The organism is Myroides odoratimimus, from assembly GCF_030326305.1.
In the GTDB taxonomy this organism is placed as follows: Bacteria; Bacteroidota; Bacteroidia; order Flavobacteriales; family Flavobacteriaceae; genus Flavobacterium; species Flavobacterium odoratimimum_A.
Genome location: NZ_JACAKB010000001.1, coordinates 292,027 through 314,203, shown reverse-complemented (window position 1 = coordinate 314,203; position 22,177 = coordinate 292,027). Strand labels below are relative to the sequence as shown.

20 protein-coding genes are annotated in these 22,177 nt (G+C 33.5%); 3 read left to right on the top strand and 17 right to left on the bottom strand.

Annotated elements, in window-relative coordinates:
* The first annotated feature begins 57 nt into the window (after window positions 1-57).
* Window positions 58-396, top strand: a complete 339-nt coding sequence (locus HX049_RS01375) for a hypothetical protein (protein ID WP_286413515.1) — start codon at window positions 58-60, stop codon at window positions 394-396.
* 31 nt (window positions 397-427) lie between these two features.
* On the opposite strand, the gene clpX is transcribed toward HX049_RS01375, so the two are convergent.
* From clpX to HX049_RS01305, 14 genes are all read right to left on the bottom strand, one after another.
* A complete protein-coding gene (gene clpX / locus HX049_RS01370) occupies window positions 428-1,669 on the bottom strand; it encodes an ATP-dependent Clp protease ATP-binding subunit ClpX (RefSeq protein ID WP_006257314.1) in 1,242 nt (413 codons plus the stop codon).
* Between the two features lie 3 nt (window positions 1,670-1,672).
* Window positions 1,673-2,332, bottom strand: coding sequence for an ATP-dependent Clp endopeptidase proteolytic subunit ClpP (gene clpP, locus HX049_RS01365; RefSeq protein ID WP_006257315.1), 660 nt, complete (start codon window positions 2,330-2,332; stop codon window positions 1,673-1,675).
* A gap of 93 nt (window positions 2,333-2,425) precedes the next feature.
* A complete protein-coding gene (tig, locus tag HX049_RS01360) occupies window positions 2,426-3,748 on the bottom strand; it encodes a trigger factor (RefSeq protein ID WP_286413514.1) in 1,323 nt (440 codons plus the stop codon).
* Between the two features lie 97 nt (window positions 3,749-3,845).
* On the bottom strand, window positions 3,846-4,202 hold the full coding sequence (locus tag HX049_RS01355) for a phage holin family protein (protein ID WP_286413513.1): 357 nt from the start codon (window positions 4,200-4,202) through the stop codon (window positions 3,846-3,848).
* Between the two features lie 32 nt (window positions 4,203-4,234).
* Window positions 4,235-5,860 carry a hypothetical protein gene (locus HX049_RS01350; protein WP_286413512.1) on the bottom strand — a complete coding sequence of 542 codons (1,626 nt, stop codon included), beginning with the start codon at window positions 5,858-5,860 and terminating at the stop codon, window positions 4,235-4,237.
* An 18-nt stretch (window positions 5,861-5,878) separates the two neighbouring features.
* On the bottom strand, window positions 5,879-7,132 hold the full coding sequence (locus tag HX049_RS01345) for an OmpP1/FadL family transporter (protein ID WP_286413511.1): 1,254 nt from the start codon (window positions 7,130-7,132) through the stop codon (window positions 5,879-5,881).
* A gap of 321 nt (window positions 7,133-7,453) precedes the next feature.
* The gene (murI, locus tag HX049_RS01340; RefSeq protein WP_041888930.1) at window positions 7,454-8,233 is read right to left on the bottom strand and encodes a glutamate racemase; all 780 of its coding nucleotides are present in this window, start codon (window positions 8,231-8,233) and stop codon (window positions 7,454-7,456) included.
* Window positions 8,234-8,302: 69 nt separating this feature from the next.
* Complete coding sequence (locus HX049_RS01335; RefSeq protein ID WP_006257321.1) at window positions 8,303-8,818, bottom strand: OmpH family outer membrane protein; 516 nt, start codon at window positions 8,816-8,818, stop codon at window positions 8,303-8,305.
* 35 nt (window positions 8,819-8,853) lie between these two features.
* Window positions 8,854-10,113, bottom strand: coding sequence for an OmpH family outer membrane protein (locus HX049_RS01330; RefSeq protein ID WP_286413510.1), 1,260 nt, complete (start codon window positions 10,111-10,113; stop codon window positions 8,854-8,856).
* A gap of 31 nt (window positions 10,114-10,144) precedes the next feature.
* Entirely contained in the window at window positions 10,145-12,811 is a 2,667-nt protein-coding gene (locus HX049_RS01325; protein WP_286413509.1) for a BamA/OMP85 family outer membrane protein, read from the bottom strand.
* Window positions 12,812-12,823: 12 nt separating this feature from the next.
* Complete coding sequence (locus tag HX049_RS01320) at window positions 12,824-13,564, bottom strand: isoprenyl transferase (protein WP_286413508.1); 741 nt, start codon at window positions 13,562-13,564, stop codon at window positions 12,824-12,826.
* Entirely contained in the window at window positions 13,565-14,278 is a 714-nt protein-coding gene (locus HX049_RS01315) for a DUF6089 family protein (RefSeq protein ID WP_286413507.1), read from the bottom strand. It lies immediately after the preceding gene.
* A 138-nt stretch (window positions 14,279-14,416) separates the two neighbouring features.
* Window positions 14,417-15,304 (bottom strand): NAD kinase, encoded by an 888-nt coding sequence (locus tag HX049_RS01310; RefSeq protein ID WP_286413506.1) that lies wholly within the window; start codon window positions 15,302-15,304, stop codon window positions 14,417-14,419.
* A 1-nt stretch (window position 15,305) separates the two neighbouring features.
* On the bottom strand, window positions 15,306-15,974 hold the full coding sequence (locus HX049_RS01305; RefSeq protein WP_041888918.1) for a CBS domain-containing protein: 669 nt from the start codon (window positions 15,972-15,974) through the stop codon (window positions 15,306-15,308).
* A 94-nt stretch (window positions 15,975-16,068) separates the two neighbouring features.
* On the opposite strand from HX049_RS01305, the gene HX049_RS01300 reads away from it, so the two are divergent.
* Both HX049_RS01300 and HX049_RS01295 read left to right on the top strand, forming a co-directional pair.
* A complete protein-coding gene (locus HX049_RS01300) occupies window positions 16,069-16,782 on the top strand; it encodes a pyridoxine 5'-phosphate synthase (protein WP_286413505.1) in 714 nt (237 codons plus the stop codon).
* Complete coding sequence (locus tag HX049_RS01295) at window positions 16,782-17,552, top strand: alpha/beta fold hydrolase (protein ID WP_286413504.1); 771 nt, start codon at window positions 16,782-16,784, stop codon at window positions 17,550-17,552. The genes HX049_RS01300 and HX049_RS01295 overlap by 1 nt, the downstream gene beginning before the upstream one ends.
* 419 nt (window positions 17,553-17,971) lie before the next feature.
* Here HX049_RS01295 and HX049_RS01290 read toward each other — a convergent pair whose 3' ends face one another.
* Genes HX049_RS01290 through HX049_RS01280 form a run of 3 tightly spaced genes read right to left on the bottom strand, consistent with a single transcriptional unit; the run spans window position 17,972 to window position 22,155 of the window.
* Complete coding sequence (locus HX049_RS01290) at window positions 17,972-18,481, bottom strand: gamma carbonic anhydrase family protein (protein WP_006257332.1); 510 nt, start codon at window positions 18,479-18,481, stop codon at window positions 17,972-17,974.
* 49 nt (window positions 18,482-18,530) lie between these two features.
* Window positions 18,531-19,535 (bottom strand): PorP/SprF family type IX secretion system membrane protein, encoded by a 1,005-nt coding sequence (locus HX049_RS01285; protein WP_286413503.1) that lies wholly within the window; start codon window positions 19,533-19,535, stop codon window positions 18,531-18,533.
* Between the two features lie 7 nt (window positions 19,536-19,542).
* Entirely contained in the window at window positions 19,543-22,155 is a 2,613-nt protein-coding gene (locus HX049_RS01280) for a T9SS type B sorting domain-containing protein (protein ID WP_286413502.1), read from the bottom strand.
* Window positions 22,156-22,177 lie beyond the last annotated feature (22 nt).

Sequence of the window (22,177 nt, the reverse complement as noted above, 5' to 3'; positions counted from 1 at the left end):
CGTAAAACACTGTCATTTATAGCCAGTACTTTTACCTTCCATAAATCATACTGTATTATGCAAAAATATGTTTATCTATTAGTTATCTCTTTCTTTCTTCTTTTTTCTGGTTGTAATGAAGGGCGATATACAGTAATGGAGCCTACAGAAGAAGATAAAGCTTACCAAGTAGAAATAGACTCTATACTTACTATTTACAGTCAACATGCTTCTATCTACTCAGAAATATACCCAAAAGCGTTATATGGTAATAAAGATGCCTTAAAAAGATACTCTGATCTCATGTTAGATATTAATGTATTAGATAATAAATTAAATCTTTTAATTAATCAGAACAGAATAACATCCAACCAACTTAAGAAATATATGAAATTGAGAAAACAATTTACTCAATAAAAAAAGCAGGAAGATCTTTCCTGCTTTTTTATTATGATGCAACTTCTAATCGTTGCAATAAATTTTTATTTAATGCCTGAGCCGTGTAGTCTTTATCTACATTTAACTCTTTTACTCCATCTTGGCTAGGTAACTCATACATAGCGTCTGTTAGAATAGCTTCACATAATGATCTCAATCCTCTAGCTCCTAACTTATACTCTAGTGCTTTATCCACAATATAATCTAATGCCTCATCAGTAATAGAGAACTTAATACCATCCATTTCGAATAGCTTTTCATATTGTTTTATTAGAGCATTTTTAGGTTCCGTAAGAATTGCACGCAATGTCGTCTTATCTAATGGATCCATATGCGTTAATACAGGTAACCTTCCAATAATCTCAGGAATTAATCCATAGTCCTTAATATCCTTAGGAATAATATACTGCATTAAGTTAGTACGATCAACTTGATCTCCTTCTACTGTAGACTTATATCCTACAGCTTGCATATTTAATCGTTTAGAAATAAGTCTTTCAATTCCGTCAAAAGCTCCTCCTGCTACGAATAGAATGTTCTTTGTGTTTACTTCTATAAACTTCTGATCTGGATGCTTTCTTCCTCCTTTAGGTGGTACATTTACTATACTTCCTTCTAGAAGCTTTAATAGAGCCTGCTGAACTCCTTCTCCTGACACATCACGTGTTATCGATGGGTTATCACTCTTACGCGCGATTTTATCTATCTCATCTATAAAGATGATACCACGCTCTGCTTTTTCCACATCGTAATCTGCAGCTTGTAAAAGTTTAGTAAGAATACCTTCTACGTCTTCTCCTACATAACCAGCCTCTGTTAATACTGTCGCATCTACAATAGCTAATGGTACGTTCAACATTCTAGCAATTGTTTTTGCTACTAATGTTTTACCTGTACCTGTCTGTCCCACCATCAAGATATTACTCTTTTCGATTTCGATATCTTGATCATCTCCATTCATTTCTTGTAGAAGACGTTTATAGTGATTATAAACAGCTACAGACATTACTTTCTTAGTTTGATCTTGTCCTATGACATACTCATCTAAGAACGCTCTTATTTCCATTGGTTTCTTAAGTAATAAATCACTTGACAAATCACTTAAATGTTTTGACTGTTGTTCTTCTAATACTATACCATAAGCTTGCTCTACACAACGATCACAAATATGAGCATCTATACCAGCAATTAGAATATTTGTATCAGATTTAGCACGTCCACAGAATGAACATGACATTTCTTCTTTAGCCATAAATTATTTTCTAATTAAAACCTCATCAATCATTCCATATTCTTTAGCCTCTTGTGCAATCATCCAATAGTCACGATCACTATCATGATGTACTTTCTCCATAGATTGTCCTGAGTGCTTAGAGATGATTTCGTATAATTCATCTTTTAATTTTAATATCTCACGAGCTGTAATTTCGATATCAGAAGCTTGTCCTTGTGCTCCTCCTAATGGTTGGTGAATCATCACTCGTGAATGTGGTAATGCAGAACGTTTTCCTGCAGCTCCAGCACATAATAATACAGCTCCCATTGATGCTGCCATACCTGTACAAATCGTTGCTACATCAGGTTTGATTAACTGCATAGTATCATAGATACCTAATCCAGCATAAACACCTCCTCCAGGAGAGTTCACATAGATACTAATGTCCTTCTCGTTATCTACACTTTCTAAGAATAATAACTGCGCCTGTATAATATTCGCTACATAATCATCAATAGCTGTTCCCATGAAGATGATTCTATCCATCATTAAACGTGAGAACACATCCATAGAAGCAACGTTCATCTGTCTTTCTTCTATAATGTAAGGAGTCATACTACTAACGATTTTATCGTAGTACATACTATTTATTCCTTGGTGCTTTGTAGCAAATTTTTGAAACTCTTTACCAAAATCCATATTCTTCTTCAATTTATTTTAAATACTATATAAAAAAATAAGCGCCTCTCTTTAACAGAAAGACGCTCAAATATACTTATTTTTTTCCGGATATTATTCTCCGTACATTTCCTTAACGAAATCTTTGTAAGATACTTCTTTTACTTCAGCTTTTACTTTATCGTTAAATAAAGCTAACACTTTTTCATTCATAACTTGCTCAGAAATACGTCTAACTTCATCTTGGTTAGTCATTACTCTAGCAACAATATCTTCAACTACTTTAGCTTCAGGATCCATTTGTCCAAACTGAGCCATTTGATCTTTAATCAACTTAGTAGTATATTCTTTAATTTCTTCGAAGTTTAATTGTAAGTCATATTGAGACATTACTTTACCTTCTACTAATTGGTAACGTAAACCTTTTTCTGATTTTGTGTACTCAGCAGCAGCCTCTTCAGCAGTCATTGGAGTCTCGCCTGCATCCATTAACCATTTAGTTAAGAAAGCAGCTGGTAATTCAAATGACGTATTCTCTAATAAATGCTCGTAAACATCATTTAAGAATTTTTGATCTGCTTGACTAGCAAATTGCTTTTCAGCATCTTCTTTGATTTTTTCTTTTAATTGCTCAACAGAAGTAACAACTCCTTCTCCAAACAATTTATCGAATAACTCTTGGTTTAATTCAGCTTTCTCTGTTTCATTGATTTCGTTGATAGTAAATACTACATCAATTTCTAATCCGTGAACTTTATCGTGATCAACAGCTAAAACTTCCATTAATTTATGGTCATCTTCGAATAAACCTTTAGTACTTACAGTAACTTGGTCACCTACTTTTTTACCTATAAATTTCTTTTGGTTAGTTTTAGTTCTGATATCGCTTACAGCAATTTTAACTTCATTGTTGATTCCCTCTTCTTCGTTAACAAAAGTACCTACCATTTCTGATGTCTCTTCTACTATCTCTTTAGAGATCATTTTTCCGTATTGTTTTTGAATAAACTCAACTTGCTCGTCAAGCATAGCGTCATCAGCTACAACTTTGAACTTCTTGATTTTATTTTTACCTTCTAAGTCTAAAGAGAACTCAGGAGCTAATCCTAATTCAAAATCAAATTTTAATACATCTGCATCCCAGTTAATATCATTAGCTACTGGTAATGGATTTCCTAAAATATCTAATTTTTCTTCTACAAGATAGTTACTTAATTTTTCTTGCAAAATTTTGTTTACTTCTTCGAACAATACAGCTTTACCATATTGTTTTACGATTAAACTCATTGGAACTGCACCTTTTCTAAATCCAGGAACGTTTGCGTTCTTTTTGTAGTTAGATAAAACGTTATCTACATTACCTTGGTAATCTTCTTTTGCAAGCTCAATAGTTACGATTGCATTAAGAGCATCTACATTATTTCTTGTAATATTCATTTTTGATGTATTTACATATAAAATTGGGTTGCAAAAATATATTATTTTTACAACCCAAACAACTTTTTAAGTAATTGTATTTCAACTATTAATTTTTTTATCCTCTTCTAGGCTCATCTTTTTGTAGAAACCCATTTACTATAGATTGACAAAATGTCAAGACAACACTAAATAGTAATGCAGTCCAAAATCCACTTACTGTAAAACCATTAACAAAATAGGCTGCTAACTGTATGATAACTGCGTTAATTACAAGTAAGAACAATCCCATAGTAACAATAGTCGCAGGTAATGTCATAAACACTAAAATAGGTCTTAAAAACATATTTAATATCCCTAGCGCTACCGCCACCCATAGTCCAGTAGTAAAACTCTCTACAAAAACTCCTGGTAATATATTTGCTAATAAAACAACTAAACCAGTAGTAATTAATAATCTAATGATAAATCCCATATTTAATTTTTTGTTTAAAATTAAAAAGAATTTTACTTATTACCAACCATTAATGTTGGCCCAGGGTATACAGCAGGATTAACTAATGGTATACTAGCCTTATAATGTTTATTAATAGATCTTAAAATCTCTGAAGCTATAAATGCATAGCCTCTTCCATTTAAATGTACTCCATCTAATGAGAACATAACCGTATTTAAATTCCCCATTCCTTGGAAATAATTAGCTGTATAGATTTGACCATCTTCTACTCTAAGTCCAGAAACTGCTTTATTTAAGATATCATTCATATCAGCTACAGCTAATCCTTTACTAGCAGCTGTTGCTTTAATAATACTATTAAATTGAACTGTAGCTTCTTTGATATTTGCTTGTTCTGTAGGGTTAAGTACAAAAGAATCACTAATAGGGAAACTAACTCCTTTTTTCAGCATAGCATCCATTGTAGGGTTACCTGTTGACTGAGGTAATGAAGCTCCAATCTGTGCCTTACTTGTTAACAGCATTAAATCTTTTGCAGTAGCATGTCTAGCCTGTCCATAAGACATTGCAATAAACTTGATTTGCTCAGGTGTTAATTTTACAGGAAATAAACCTGCTCCAACTACTTGTGTTAACCCTCCCTCTAATAAAGGAGACATATCTGCCAAAGTTTTGTCTTGAATTAAAAGTGGATTAGCTGAAGTTTTAGATATCAATTGAAGTCTATCCCCCTGTCCTCCTTTTGCTAAAATTTGCTTTAATAATCCTATTAAGCTATTTAATTGATCAATATTACCTTCACCGATAAGTTTAGGAGATAATGGATTATAAGGTACTGTCGTAAAAAATGGAATCGCTGTCACATCAGGAACAGTAGCTACCACACCTTTTGCACCTTGAGAAGTTAAGGTACTCGTGATTTGTTCATACACTTGTTTAAATACTCCTACATGAGTAATATCATTTGAACCATACATTGCAGGATTAAGTCCTCCTGCTTTATTTTGATCCACACCTTCTCCTCCTGAAGTAGCATATGCTAATACATCATTAGCCCCAATCCAGTTCGTAAAGAATGTTGGCTTCAGACTCATCGCATCACCTAACACTGTCGCATTATCCGCTGTAGCCGTGCGTACAAAGTATGGGTTAGCGGTAGCAGGAGTGGTTAATAACCCCGATGGATTACCATATCCAGGTGCTATTAAATGGAAAGTCTTAGCACCAGGTACACCAGCATTGTGATATGCTTTTTTCTGTTGCTTAGTCGCTTCTATAGTTACTGCTCTATCAATATTCTGAGGCCCTATAGCTTGTCCATCAGCTCCAGGCATCATATTAACAATCATTCTTGTTGGAAAGCCTGGATTCGCTTGCCCTCCAAACAATAAACCTCCTACATCATTAATATCATCTTCAAATGATGGTTGAGTGAACTCTCCACCTCCTACTACTTTAAATTGTGTTGCCAATATATTAGGAAATGAGTTCTTCTGTCCTGATTTAAAAACAGTTCCATCCATAAACCCAGAAGTAAGAGAGTTTCCAAGAGCTACGTATGAACTAAAGTCAGCTTCTCCTGCATAATATGTTCCTGAATTAATCTCGTCTTTAATTGAAGGTTCACATGCTGCTAATAAAGCAATGGCAGGTAATAATAAATATCTTTTTTTCATGATTTCTTCCTAATTAAATTAAAAACTATAGCTTACTCCTAGACCACCACTGATTACAGAAGACTTATAAGTCCCTCCAAAAGACACATTCTGACCATCTTCCATAAAATAGTCATAAGAACTATTTGTATCACTAAAGTGTAAATAAGTCAATGACATATCTATTGCTATACCATTCTTAAACTTATAACTAAATCCTCCTGTATAAGCGCGAGAATCATTACGTGGCGTTTCTGGGGCAAAATATCCCTCTTGTACAGGGCTTTCGTCATAATACCAACCAGCTCTAAGTGTTAACTGATCATTCATTGTATACTGTAATCCTAAACGATAAGTACTTGAGTCTTTATAATTACGAGGATTTACAGATGTTCCAATTGCAGGGTTGTCTACGAACTCAATCTCTAATGCTTTATATGCATTCCAAAATGTTCTATTATAATCAAAAGCAAATAACCACTTATTCCAAGTATAAGATGCTCCTACTGCCAATTCTGCTGGCAAAGGCATCTGTGCTTTAATTTTTCCATTTGTAAACAATCCTTGACCATATCCTGGTACATCAGAGAATTTAGACTTACCGCTCTTCTCATCCATAACAATTTTAGAACGATAGTTTAATCCTAATCTTAGATGATCATCTACATTCACCATATATCCAGCTGTCCATCCCCAAGCAGTAACGTTTTTAGCTTCTACTGTTACATTCGTTCTATTCCCTTGCTCATCAGTCATACTACGAGACAAGTTTTTATTAAATGTAACTCCACCATTTACGAAAATAGGTCCCCCACCAAAACTGAAGTGTTTACTAACTTTAATAGCTACAGTTGGTTGAAAATAGATTGCCTTTAAATCAATATTATTAACTAAGTGTGAACCTTGCCAATCTTTATCCCATTCTACTTTACTACCGTATGGCGAATAAATAGCTAGACCAACTGTCATCCAATCAGTAGCCTTATAAGTACCATATGCATAGAATGGTGTTCCTGGATTACGAGTTTCATTCTCCCATCCATAAGTTTTATTCTGAAATTTAGTATCAGCGACTAAAACACTAACACCTCCTGAAAAATTAAACTTATCTTCCAAATAAACAGATGCAGCAGGGTTGAAGAATAAAGATTCCGCACCACTACTTATGACTGCTACTCCCGTATGTCCCATTGCAAGTTGTTTATTTCCTTGCATTGCAACTCTATACCCCCCAGCAAAGGCTGATGTAGATATCAAAGTAAGTAGAGACAGTGATAATAATTTTCTTATCATAATTAACTGTTATTTATAATTCGTTTATTTCAAATATATACAGTTCTATTAGTTTTACAAATATTTAAGTCTATTTTTAACATTCATATTTTTACTTTTTAATTATTATTAAAATATAACTCAAATAAACTCATTTTAATACAATACAATTAACAAATTAAAAGAATTATGCATGCATACATTAACAGCACACATATTTAAAAACCAACAACATCTTGCATTTTTACTAAATCAATGATTATCTAACAACAAAAACAGTCAATAAAAAAGAGATATACACTCGGTATATCTCTTTTTACAATATTTCTTAATCTACATAGACTAAAAATTTCTATACTCCACTATCCCATTAGAAGGAACAAACTCTTTAAGGATAGACACATCTGTATTACTAAAAAAATAATTAGTACCTCTACTTTCTCGAGTAGTAAGTAAATCCAACTCTTCTAATACTTTTTTTGTTTGTTTAGCAACTGCTTTTCCAGAATCAATAATCTTTATTTCTTTTGGAATAATCGTTTCTATAATAGGTATAAGATAAGGATAATGAGTACAACCTAAAACTAGAGTATCTATTCCTTTCTCTACCATAGGATCTAAATATGATCGCAGCAAATCTTTCATTTCTTGAGAATCAATACAACCACTCTCTATAAGGTTAACTAAGTTATAACCTATTTGCTCAATGATCTCAATATCTGGATACATCTTTACCTTAGAAGTAAAGAAGTCACTTGTAATCGTTCCTTTTGTCGCTAAAATACCGATTTTAGAAGTCTTCGTTAAGATAGTAGCTGGTTTAATAGCTGGTTCGATTCCTATAATAGGAATATGACACCTAGCTCGCATCTCGCTTATTGCATTGGTCGTTGCCGTATTACAGGCTACTACTACAATCTTACAATTCAGAGAGACTAAATACTCAACATTTTTAAGAGATAAATCTATTATTTCTTGTTTTGTTTTGATTCCATAAGGAGCATAAAGTTGATCACCTATAAAGATAGTATCTTCGTTTGGCATTAAGAGATTAATCTCTTGCCAAATAGTTGTTCCTCCAATTCCTGAGTCAAATAAACCTATAGGGTTGTTCTTAGTCATATACAAATATAAAAAAAACCACTCTTTAACAAGAGCGGTTTTGATTATGATTATCTAGTTAAACTAAAATTAATTAGCTCCTAATTCTTTTTTTACATCAGCTAAAAGGTCTGCACCTCCTGCTAATAAAACTCCAGAACCATTAGAAGAATCTAATACATAGTCAAATCCTTTAGATTTTCCTACTTTCTGGATAGCTGCTAAAGCTTTTTCTACGATAGGTTGAGTTAACTCTAATTCTTTTTTACCGTAATCTTGTTGAGCAGTTGTTTGGAACTGTTGAATTCTTTGTTGTAATTCGTCGATTTCTTTAGCTCTTTCTTCATTTTTAGCATCACCTGCAGTAGCAGCTTCTGCTTGGTATTGTTGAATCTTAGTTTGGTAAGTAGACATCATTGTAGAAATTTCTTTCTCGTATCCCTCACCTATTTTCTTTAATTCAGCATTAGCGTTTTTCATCGCTGGTAATTCTGTCATTAAAGCTCTTACGTCGATATGTGCTACTTTAGATTGAGCCATTACCGCTGTAGTACTAACTCCAAAAAACATTGTAGCTGCAATTAATAAAGATTTCATTTTTCTCATCTTTCTCGATTTTTGATTTATATTTTATTGTTATTCTATTTTTTATTAGCTTCTTCAGCTTTCTTTCTCGCCTCTTCTTGCTTTTGCAAGATTAATAATTTTCGGTCTTCTTGTTCCTTTAAGATACGCTGTCTTCTTTCTTCTTGCTTACGTAGAGACTCATCTATTAATTCTTGTCGTCTCTTCATCGCCTCTTCCTGCTTACGCTTTTGATCAGCTTCTCTCTTCTCTTGAGCTATTCTGCGTTCCTCTTGCAATTTCTCGATATCCACAGAAGATTTCTTTGACTGATGATCTAAAGCTTGTTGTTTTCTTCTCTCTAGCTCATCTTGTATCAGTTTATCTCTTTCTGCTTTACGTCTATCAGATTCTGCCTGTTGCTCCTGCATCATCTTTAAACGCTCTTGAGTTGCCTGCTCCTTGTTTCTCTCATTTTGCAGACGCTTATCCTCAGCTTGTTGCTTGCGTTCTTCTATTAACTTCTTCTGAGCTTCGATCTTATCCGCCTTCTCTTGTTTCAGTTTCTCCTGTCTCTCTATCTGCTCTTTGATTTGCTCCTCTTTTCTTCTCTGAAGCTCTTGCTCTTTCTGATAGTTAACATCATTCTCTAGCTCTTCTTTTCTCTTCTTCTCCTCAATTCGCATGATACGTTCAGCTTCTTCCTTACGTCTCTGTTGCTCTTCACGTCTACTCTGTCTTAGAGACATTGCATCCTCTTTCTGCTCTTCTTCTTCAACAGCTTGTGCTTCTGATTTAGTCATACCTTGCTTTCTACGAGCAGTAGCTAGTCTACGTAAAACTAAGTCGCTAATATCGTGTTTTTTTGTAGCAATTACCATAGTAGCCTCAGAATTTTTATCTAGAACGTAATCAAATTTACGAGCCTCTGCAATATCTTCCACTACAGCAAAAACCTGATCTTGTATTGGTTTAGCTAACATGATTTTTTGTGTAATCAAATCACCTGACGTACCAAATCTCTTTTGTTGATATTGAAAAAGCTCATCCTCTAATATAGCGATTTCTTCTTCTTTCTCTTCTATCAACTCTCTGGTTAATAAAATTCGTTCAGCTGCTAGATTATCTTTTAATTTTTTAATCTCAGCCTTCTTTTTATCAACATCTCCTTTCCACGTATTTGCTCTTTCATCTAATTGACTAGTAGCCTGTAGATACTCTGGTGTCTGACTTAAGATGTACTCCATATCAATGTAGGCTACACGAGCACTACCACCTTGAGCCACTACTGATACTAATCCAAAAATACTAAATAATAAAGTTAAATACGTTTTCATTCTAAATCAAGTTTATGATGTAACTAGTACATTAAAACGATTGCCCAAGAATAAAGTGTGTTTGAAATCCACTCTTCTGAGTAGTACCTGGCACAGAATCGAATCCATATCCAAAGTCAATACCTAACAATCCAAACATCGGCATAAACACACGAACACCAAAACCAGCAGAACGTTTTAATTCAAACGGACTATAGTCTTTAAATGATGCAAATGAGTTCCCTGCTTCTGCGAAAGTCAACACATAAACTGATGCACTTGGCTTTAATGTAATAGGGTAACGTAATTCTAACGAAAATTTATTATAAATAGTACCTCCGATTTGTTCTCCTCTATCATTATATGGTGTTAATGTCTGATTTTGGTATCCTCTTAACTGAATTACCTCACGACCATCTAATGAATAATTCGCTAATCCATCACCTCCTACATAGAACCTTTCAAATGGAACAACACCTCTATTATTGTTGTAAGCACCCATATATCCAAACTCTCCAAGTGCACGAACTACTAATTTATCATAGATAGTTGTATACCAATCTCCTTTGAATTTTAATTTGTAGTATTCTAACCAATTAAATTTCTTTTGATCCACTTTAGCTACATCTGCTGTAGCATCTTCCCAATTATTAACTGGTCTATAGCTAGAATCTAAATAAGTTCCTACAGGGATAGTCGCTCCAGTTACTGGATCTATTGCACCTGCTTTTGCTCTTAATTTATATTCTTGCTGATCACCAAGGTTTTTATAATCTACATTGTTAAACAACGAATATGGAGCAGTAAACTTACCACTTACACTAAAGAAAGAACCAAACGTTGGGAAAATCGGGTCATTACCACGATTATCACGTCTTAACTCGATCTGATAAGCTAAGTTACGAGAATCTCCATCTCCGAATGTAAATAATCCTGTATTATAATTTTTCATATTATAATATTGGAAACTCAAAGTATGAGATAATACAAAGTTATCATCTGGCACACTTAATTGTTTAGCTATACCAAATTGTAATGTTGTAATATCAAATCCTCTACTTCTATCTGTACGACGATTTACATAATCATAAAGATTCTGTGTACTGTACGCTACTGTACCAAAGAAGTTAATAGGTTTACGCCCTCCAAACCATGGCTCAGAGAAACTTATACTATATGTTTGATAGTAAGTACTTCCTTGTAGACGTAGTGATAAAGACTGTCCATCTCCCATTGGGAATGGTTTATAAGACTTCTTATTAAATATATTTCTCAATGAAAAGTTATTAAACGACAGTCCTAATGTACCGATGAATCCTCCACCACCGTATCCTCCTTGTAACTCAACCTGACTCGATCCCTTTTCAGTTACTTGCCAGTCGATATCAACTGTTCCAGAATTTGGATCAGCATTTTTTACATCTGGAATAATTGCTTGTGCATCAAAAATATTTAACCCTCCAAGTCTACGAATTGTTTCCATCACTAACGATTTACTCCATATCTCACCTGGACGAGTTCTTATATCTCTATGAACTACGTGATCGTGTGTGTTATCATTACCAGAAACAGTAATATTATTAAACCTTGCGATAGGTCCTTCCACAATTCTCACCTCGAAATCGATTGTATCATTTGCAGTTCTAACCTCAACTGGGTTAACGTTAGAGAATAAATATCCATTATTCTGATACACATTTGATATATAATATCCATCGGGATCAGTTTTATCATCTATACGTTTATCAAGCAAGACTCCATTATAAACATCACCTTTCTCAATACCTAATACTTGCTTTAGTTGACTATTAGTATAAACGGTGTTACCAATAAAACGAATGTCTCCGAAGTAATATTTATTACCTTCAGTAACATCAATATTTATACTGATTCTATTTGTTTCAGGATTATAGCTTGTTGTATCAGCAATTATACGAGCATCTCTATAACCATTCTCTTTATATTTACTAACAAGTTTATCTAAATCCTCTTCATATTTAGCTTTGATAAACTTAGAAGGCTTGAAAATACGCAAAGGATTAAAAGGACTACGTTGCTTAGTCTCCTTCATTGCTTTTTTCAATTTCTTATCGCTTAACTGTGTATTACCACTAAAAGCTATCTCTTCTATACGAACTTTTTTCCCTTTATCTATTCCAACTAATAGTTCTACTGTTCGGCCTGTCGAATCAGCTGGAATAGTATTTAAAGTTACCTTTGTATTGTAGTAACCATCCTTCTTATACTTATTTAATAAGAAATACTTAGTAGTAGATAGAAAGTTGTCATTAACAATTTTACCTCTGTTCAGTTTAGCTTCTTTAATAAGAGCTTCAGACTTTGCCTTTTTAAAACCTTTAATCTTTACACTTTTTAAACGAGGTAATTCATTTAAAGTAAGTTCTAAATTAATAGTGTCATTTACAACAGATGTTTCGTAGAAGTTAATATCAGTAAATGAACCAACCTTCCATAACTTTGTAAGAGCATGCGAAAGCTCTTCTCCAGGCACAGCTATTTTTTGGCCTTTAGAAAGCCCTGTAAAAGTAACTATCGTTTGTGGGTTTAAGCTATATTTTCCTGTCACTGTTATATTTCCTAAAGTATAGATTTTAGGAGCTTCGAAAGAAGGGACTTTTATACTGTCCTGTGCATGCACATGAGAGTATACTAAACCAGCAATAAACAGTGCAAAAAGAGATGTACCTTTTTGAAACATTAGATTCGTTTTTTATTTTATTTGTTCACTTGTTTTTCCAAACCTTCTTTCTCTATTTTGATAAGTAAGAAGGGCTTTATAGAGTTCCTCTTCCGTAAAATCCGGCCAAAGTACCTCTGTAAAATAAAGCTCAGAATAAGCGATTTGCCATAACAAAAAGTTACTTATTCGTTGCTCTCCACTTGTTCTAACTAATAGGTCAACATCAGGTAGATCACTCGTGTAAAGATGATTATTTATAACTGATTCATCTATATCAGCCTCCGAAATTAAGTTATTTTTAACTTTAAATGAAATTTCTTTTACAGCTTTTATTAGTTCAGCTCTAGAACCATAGCTCAATGCCAATGTTAAAGTCATTTGAGTATTGTCTTTAGTCTGTTCTAATACATCTCTTAATTGAGCTTGTACTTTCTCTGGTAATAAAGATAAATCACCTATAGCATTAAGTTTAATATTATTCTTTGTAAAAGTAGGGAGTTCCTTTTTTAGTGACTTCACTAATAATTTCATTAACATCTCTACTTCCAATTTGGGACGATTCCAATTCTCAGTAGAAAATGCATATAAAGTTAAATGCTTAATTCCTAACTTAACGCATGTGCTAATAGTAGTACGCACGGACTTAACACCATTCTCATGGCCTAGCGTTCTTAGAAATCCTTTTTGTTTTGCCCATCTACCGTTACCATCCATAATGATGGCTAAGTGATTAGGTAAATTGTCTGTGTTAATCTGTTCTTTCAAATTCATTTAATCTGCACAATAACATGGGTTATTTCCAAAAGTATAACTTATCGATATACCTGAGTAAAAAAACCAATCATTTCCGTTTTTACCAAAGCCATAAGACTTTTTATTTGCGTCTGTAGGACTACTTCCATCTAAATTATTAGTGAAAGTATAATGTGCAGCTACTTCAGCATTCAGATTTATCTTAGGAGTAAGTCTTAATTTTAACCCACCTGCAAAAGGTATAGCCATTGAATTTTTCTTTTCTCCTTTTACTAAATCCACACTTGTCGACTCAAACCCTTCAATAGGGGTGCTGGGTCTAAAGTAAATATCATTATATCTTATACCTGATACTCCAACAAAAAGATAAGGTGTAAAACCAAAATTTTCCTGATGTAAATCAAATTCAAAAAAATTGAATTCAATTCCAACTGACAATTGTTGAATAGTATTAGTAAAACTATATCCTCTTTCTTTTCGGCTTCCCATATCAGACTTAGCATCATCACCTCCTATTTTATAGTGCGAATAACTAATTCTAAACGAGTGCCTAGGACTTCTATTCCATCGATAAAACACATTATACCCCATATCCTTTGGCGCTATATACTGAGTAGAACCAATATCTCCTACATAATTAGAACCCCCAAGCCCTACACCGAATTCGTGAATCTGAGCTTTAGCTATAACTGTTGTAAGTATCAGTAATAGAGATATAAGAATTTTATTCATTCTGTTAAAATAATTTACAAATATAGTAATATAGACCTTTCAAAATCTAATTTTTTCTCATGGATTGACCAAATGAGGTTAAGCTATTTTGTTCTAAACGTAGAAAACCCTTAAAAAGTATATAGTTTATTGACTTTTTTAATTTCTCTTATCCTCTCCCCACAGTAATTTATTTCTCAATGTCTTAATAAAGCTCTGAGTAGGGAACTCTACTAAATCTACCGTAAAGGGAGCTTTAGTAATAATTAATTCTGTATCATTATCCACAGCTTTTGTAGTTGTATCAAGTGACACTAAGAACTGCTTCTCTCTAGAACTTACTTTTAACTTAATTGTTAAATTATCTCGGATAACCAACGGTCTCACATTTAAATTATGTGGTGCCAATGGAGTTAATACAAAACAACCTGTTTCAGGTTCTATTATTGGCCCACCACAGCTTAGAGAGTATCCTGTAGATCCTGAAGGAGTAGATATAATCAACCCATCAGCCCAATAAGTAGCTAAAAACTCATCATCTAAATAAGTTTCTACTGTAATCATGGAAGTTGTATTCTTCCTTGATACAGTCACCTCGTTTAAGGCATACTGAATATCAAAAGCATTATTTTCTTCAGGTAAACAATTTAAGCTCAACAAAGATCTTTTTGACCTCTTAAACTTACTTTCAAACAATAAAGGAATATGCTCCTCTAAATTATCGTGTTGTACATTAGCTAAAAAACCTAATCTTCCTGCATTAATTCCCACAATTGGGATATTCGTGTTTTTAATAAAATTAGCGGCACGCAACATTGTTCCATCACCTCCCACGCTAATAAAAAAATCCACTTCACTAGTCAATGGATTATTCGTTCCAAACGTTTGGTATTCTTTATCAAGAATATCTTGTTCATTCAATAGACTGTAAAACTTTTCTTCAAACACTACTTCTGTGTTCTCGTATTTTTGAAATAAGTTAAATAACCTACGTACTATATTTTGTACTATAGGTTTGGCAGTCTGTCCATAAATCGCAAACTTCATATTATATGTTTAGATATTTATTAAGGTATTCTGTTCTTTCCTTTAGATCATTAATATGCGTATCTTCTGAAAGTGTACTAACTATCTCATAACCATAACGTCTTAGGTCATCTAGAATAACCTTTGTATTGATACTATTAGTTTTAACTAATAGTTGAGTATTATGATTATTATTAGACAATAGTAATAGACCTATCATTTTAGCATTATTACCTTCTACTATTTGTGTTATTTCTGAGAAGCTATAATCTAAATGTCCTTTTTCGATGACAAAAGTAGTGCCCTTTTCATCAAAAAACATTGTTTTACTCCATTCATTTAACAAATATTCTTTAGAATATATTCCTTTTATTTTTCCCTCTTCGTCTAATAGCGGAATTGTATTCGTATCACACTGACTAAACAAATCAAAAAAATCAAAAGGATTCAAATTAGAAGATTCTAAAAGATAGAACTTATCTAAATCATACATAACATCCTGAATAGTGCTATCGATATCAGCTGTATAAATATCCTCTGTATTGATATTACCAATCCAGATATCATCTTTATTCACCACAGGAAGATGAGAATAGTTACTTTTTTCTAGATAAGGCAGAATATCTTTAATAAGCGTATTCAATTTACAGATAGGATAATCTGTTAGTAGAAAGAAGTCAGGAGATAACATAATTCAAGGTTATTATTTAGAAGTGCAAAATAATCAAAAATAAAACAATAGACGTTAATTATAGTTTGTATTTTTGTCTTTAAAACTTAATTTTATGACTAAGCTATCTGTTAATATCAACAAAATTGCTACTCTAAGAAACTCAAGAGGAGGAGATGTTCCTAATTTATTGCAAGTAGCCAAAGATGTACAAAAATTCGGAGCTCAGGGAGTAACTATACACCCTAGACCTGACGAAAGACATATTCGTTATCAAGATGCACGTGATTTAGTAGACGTAGTCTACACTGAATATAATATAGAAGGTAACCCTATGGATAACTTCTTAAACTTAGTATATGAATGCAAACCTACCCAAGTAACATTAGTTCCTGATGCTGTAGACGCACTTACTTCTAATGCGGGATGGGATACTATTAAGCACAAAGCATTTTTACAAGAAGTAATTCAAGAATGTAAATCTCGCAATATCCGTACTTCTATTTTCGTAGATCCAATATTAGAAATGGTAGAAGGCGCTAAAGTTGTAGGTGCTGATCGCATTGAGTTATATACTGAAAATTTTGCTGCTGAATATGCTAAAGGAAATGAAAACGCTATAATACCTTATACTAAAGCTGCTGAATTAGCGAACCAACTTGGATTAGGAATTAATGCAGGGCACGATTTAAGTCTTGAGAATATTGAGTTCTTTAAGAACAATATTCCGAACCTACTAGAGGTTTCTATTGGTCATGCTTTAATTTCAGAATCTCTTTACTTAGGATTAGAGAATGTAGTGAATATGTATATCAGAAAATTACAATAATGGCAGATATATTATACTCTAAAATAGAAGGCGAAGGTATCCCTTTAATTGTCATGCACGGTTACATGGGAATGTCTGACAACTGGAATACTTTTGGTAAACAAATGGCTGAAATAGGTTACGAAGTACACCTATTAGATCTTAGAAATCATGGTCGCAGTTTTCATTCTGACGATTGGTCTTATGACTTTATGGTTGAGGATATAGTTCGTTATATGGATCATCACGCTATATGTGATGCTATCATATTAGGACACTCTATGGGAGGAAAAGTAGCTATGAAGTTAGCCACTCGTTACCCAGCTAAAGTAGAAAAACTAATTGTAGCAGATATTTCACCTCGCAGCTATGCCCCACATCATCAGGATATATTAGCAGCACTTAATGCTGTTGACTTTTCTACTAAACCAAGTCGAAAAGAAGTAGAAGAAATCATTGCCTCACATATTCCTGAAATGGGTACACGGTTATTCTTATTAAAAAGTTTATACTGGGTAGAGCCAGGACAGCTAGGTTTTAGATTCAACCTGAATGCTTTTAATCAAAATGAAGATGTAGTAGGTGAAGGCGTAGAAGAAGGTGCTGAATACACAGGAAATACGCTATTCGTTAGAGGAGGAAACTCTAAGTACATACAAGAAAAAGATGAAGTTCTTATCCAAGAACACTTCCCTAATGCAATTATCAAAACGATTCCAAATACTGGACATTGGTTACATGCAGAGAACCCACAAATGTTCTTCGATATCGTTAAAGAGTTCCTAGGATAAACACAAAAATATCATTTATAATAAAGGTCTAATACATATGAAGTATTAGACCTTTATTAATATATAAAATGTAGTTCTAAAAAACATTGGTTCTTCATTACAATGTATCCCGTATTGACTTATCCTCAATAATGTTTTTTTGTAGACTTAGAGTATATTATTTATAAATTAAACGCTACAAATTTACCTATTGAATAAGACACATGATAAACAAAGAAAGTAAATATCGTTAGCGCACAAAATAGATAACAAAAAATTTCAAATCTAGAATATTCACTTTTCATAAACAGTACTATTTAGTTAATACACTGCAATATACTACTTATTTTGTTTAAAACAACTACTTCTCGTACTTATACTCCCAACGTTATTTATGGTACCTCAAGCTTGCATATTAATTGTACAAAATTCTTAATTAATCATTTATACCAGCTAGAATACATCACATAATTATCTGCTATACGCTCTACCTCACCTCCAAAGTCTGATGCACTTATATCCTTTACCTTTTTAGCTGGCATACCAGCATATATAGAACCTGCCTCTACTACCGTATTCTGAGTGACAACAGCACCAGCTGCAATTATTGTATTGCTGTGTACGACACAATTATCCATTACAATAGCTCCCATACCGATTAACACATTATCATGTATCGTACATCCATGTACCATAGCATTATGCCCTATAGAAACATTATTACCAATCACAGTTGGATGTTTTAAATAGGTACAATGCACGATAGCTCCATCTTGTATGTTCACCTTATCTCCTATCGTAATAGAGTTCACATCACCGCGAATAACAGCATTAAACCATACACTACACTTCTCTCCGAATGTAACGTCACCTACTATAGTTGCATTCTCTGCCACGTAGCAGTCCTCAGGTATTTGAGGATATTTTCCTCTTATTTCTTTTATAATCATAATATATAGCAATAAAAAATCCCGATAAATATCGGGATTTTTTTATTATTTAATCTTTTGCTGTCGGACAATTACACTCTAAACTCGTACGTTTCGGAAATATATTAAATCCTACTGTAAACTGATGGAAAGCACCATCACCGAAAGTAAGATCTCCCATCAACTTAGTATAAGAGTATGCGAAACTAACATTCTTATAGTTTCCTCCTAACATTGGAGAAATATACTGATAACGTTGTGTTTTAGATTTTCCATTCTCGAAATAGTCTGTCCCATTAAAATTAGATCTAAAAGACGCACCAGCCCAAATCTTACCAAAATCAAACTGTCTATAAACCTTCATATTAACATCTAGAGCGAAGTCCTCGCGTTCTTCAGTATACTGAGCTAATATAGATGGCTCATAAATCCACCCCGTTCCATATCTCGTGTTACCAAACGCATACCCTGCACCTAAAATATATTTTCTAAAGTTATTGCTCTCTGTATCCGAGTATAATTTACTAGAACTTGTTACCGCATTCTTCACTGTAAACATAGAAAAGAAATTTTGATAGTGATAAGCAGCACCAAAATCAACTGAGAAATAAGAATCTTTTAATTCTATACCTCCCGCTACATTAGGATCAAATCCGCCAAACTCACTTTCATCTAACTTCGTCTGAGCAAAACCCGCACTCAATCCAAATGACAATTGGTTTAAATCATAACGTGATTCACTAAAGGTAATATGGTGAGCATACGTCGCTTTAAAACCAGTCTGAGAGTGATAACCATTCTTATCATTAAATCCGATAATTCCGATAGCTGATTGATCAGTTAGACGAGTACTTGCATTCATCGTCATAAGACGAGGAGCATCATCTACACCACTCCACTGTTGTCTTACAGTCAATCTAACATTCGTACTATTCTTAATACCTGCCATAGCAGGATGTAAAAGATAATAGTTATCTGCTAAATATTCAGAATTTACCGTTAGTCCTTCTTGTGCAAAACCAATTTGAAAAATCAATAATGCTATAGCTAAATAGCGCTTCTTTATTATATTCATAACTTAATTATCTTTTTAAAGAAAAGTGTCCTTTATAACTTACCTTACGTCCATTCATATCATTCGGAGCTTTAAAATCATTCACAAACTCCACAGTGAACCAATAATCTGTAGACGGCATCGGTTTTCCATTCCATGTTCCATCCCATCCTTCTGTATGTGGACTTAACTGTTTTAATAATCTACCAGAACGATCATAGATATAAATACGAGCCTCATTGTGTCCTTTTAGACCTGGTATATTCCATGTATCATTATATCCATCTCCATTAGGAGTAAAATACTTAGGATAACCAAACACTGAGAATTTAACTGATGTAGAACATCCTGTTATTCTATTTCTTGCATAAGCAATATGTTCTCCGATTGGTATATTATAAAACTGACTTGAAGGCTGAAATGCACTATTGTCAATAGCAAAATCATAACCATCTGTAATAGGACTTGTTCCTCCATCCAATACACCTAAGCGTACCATCGTTTCTCCTTTTTCATCTATCTCCATACTGTTTAACATTCCTGTTGCATCTACTCCTTCCACTACAGCTACTGGTGGTGCTTTTACTGTCCATACTATCGTCTTTTTTGAACAAGATTGTACTTCTGGGTAAGGAGAAGTAGCATAACTAGCTACTGCCCAATAGTTACCAGGCTTATCAATGTTAATCGAAGTTTGATTACCACTACCCGGTACGGTTTCATAATGTATCCAACCATTCTCTCGACTTACTTCATATTGCCATGTTATAACGATAGGTCTACCTTTTACATCTTTATTCTCCACACTTAGCACCACAGGAGCTATTTCATTCGTCTCTGTATTAATACATAATTGTTGAGTACTTTCTTTAGGGAAATAATCTATAGCTAATTCTACCCCAAGAGAAACTTTAAAAGAAGAGTAATTATCAGCCTTACAATCGAAACCTTCTGTCATGATCACTCTAGTATAGATTGGTCCTTTTACTTCCCCCATCTTAATAGGGTAAGCCGTTACTTTACTCTCAGGCATACGGTTTACATCAGCTTTTGCATCATCTTCATTTTCGTAATAAACAGTTGTTATTTTATCAGTAGGATTTAAATCAGGTGTATTTACAAAAGAACTTTTTCCCATCACTGTATCCTCATCTTTTCTAAGATTGATAGTAGATTCCCCACTAATATTTTCTACTTGACAGTAAGGAAAAACTTGAGTTGATACATTTGCTGTCTCTAAATTATCGTATCCTAAAGATGCATAGAAAAATGCAGTATTAAAATTCTTGTCTTCTAGATTCGTTAAACGAGTCCATATCTTACGTGCTTCATTTAACTTCACTGTTATCTCTACTCCTACTATCTTATTTGTATTCGCAATTGCATCTTCCTCTGAATTAAAATATCCTATAGAATATTTCCCCTTAGGGTCAAATCCTTCTGCTGCTTGTTCTTCATCTGTAGCTATAGTACGTCCATCAGCTATCACTTTAGTTTGGCCATCTATAGTCAAACTGTATGAAGCAATCTTACTATCACAATAAGAAACATTCTGAAGAGCTGGAATAATTGGTTTATCAATCACTTTAAACACTACTTTCTGACTTGTTGAAACAATAGGACTAGCTGATTTAGCTAACTTATAAGAAATACGTGTAGTAGCATCTGTCCCATGTGCTCCTTCATAAGGCTTAGAGATATCTATTGGATTCTCATTTTTCTGAGCATCATAAGCAGTCTTGTGAAAAGTAATCGTATAATAATCTGGATTTTCTCCAGCAGCTAATAAAGCAGGTATTGTCTTTTTCAAGTCGTAATTACCATATCTATTTGTATCATCTTTTCTTGTCTCTACAGATTCTAATACTGGGTTAACGCCACTCACCTTTAGCTTCTCTACATAAAGTGTGAACTGACGAGTAGCTGTTTCTCCGTCTAGTACTATCTTAGCTTCGATTAATTGATTCTTATTGGTTGTAAACTCATCAATCTCAGCATCTGTTAACTTAGTTCTACTAGCACCATCTACTTTGAAAAGTTCTGTATTAGAATTACCATAATACAACTGGTTTTTATCCTCTTTTAGTTTAAAAGTTGCATTACCATTTTCACCTGCATTTTGATACTGATCAGGACGTCCTGTAACCCTATCATTTAATGTAACTCCTTCTTCTGGTTTCACTTTAATTAAAAAAGGGCTAACTGTTACTTTAGTAGCATCTACTACAGATTGCACTCTAAGAAACCTAGTCAATGGTGCTGTAGAAGGATTAAACTTATCTACATAAAGAATTTCTTTTTGCTTATTAGTATTGCGATTAGCTTCATCTTGAGTATTGTGAAAACTATAGATATATCCTTCAGGAACAATAGCATTTCCTTCAGCATCTACAACTAATCCAGTTGTTTTGTTTTTTATTGCCTCACCTAAGAATACTCTAAAATTCCCTGATGCGCTATTCTTTGGAAGAGCCTGTTCTATATCATGAGGTTTCCCAACTTTCACCTCAGGTTTTGGCTCATCTTGGTCATTATATACCTCAACTATCTCTCTATTACCTAGATATTCAAAAGGGTTTATACCTCCAGCTACAGCTCCTACTGACAGAACTCCTGAAAGTACAAATAATGAAAGCCACATTCTTTTGCCCATTTTATCGCTA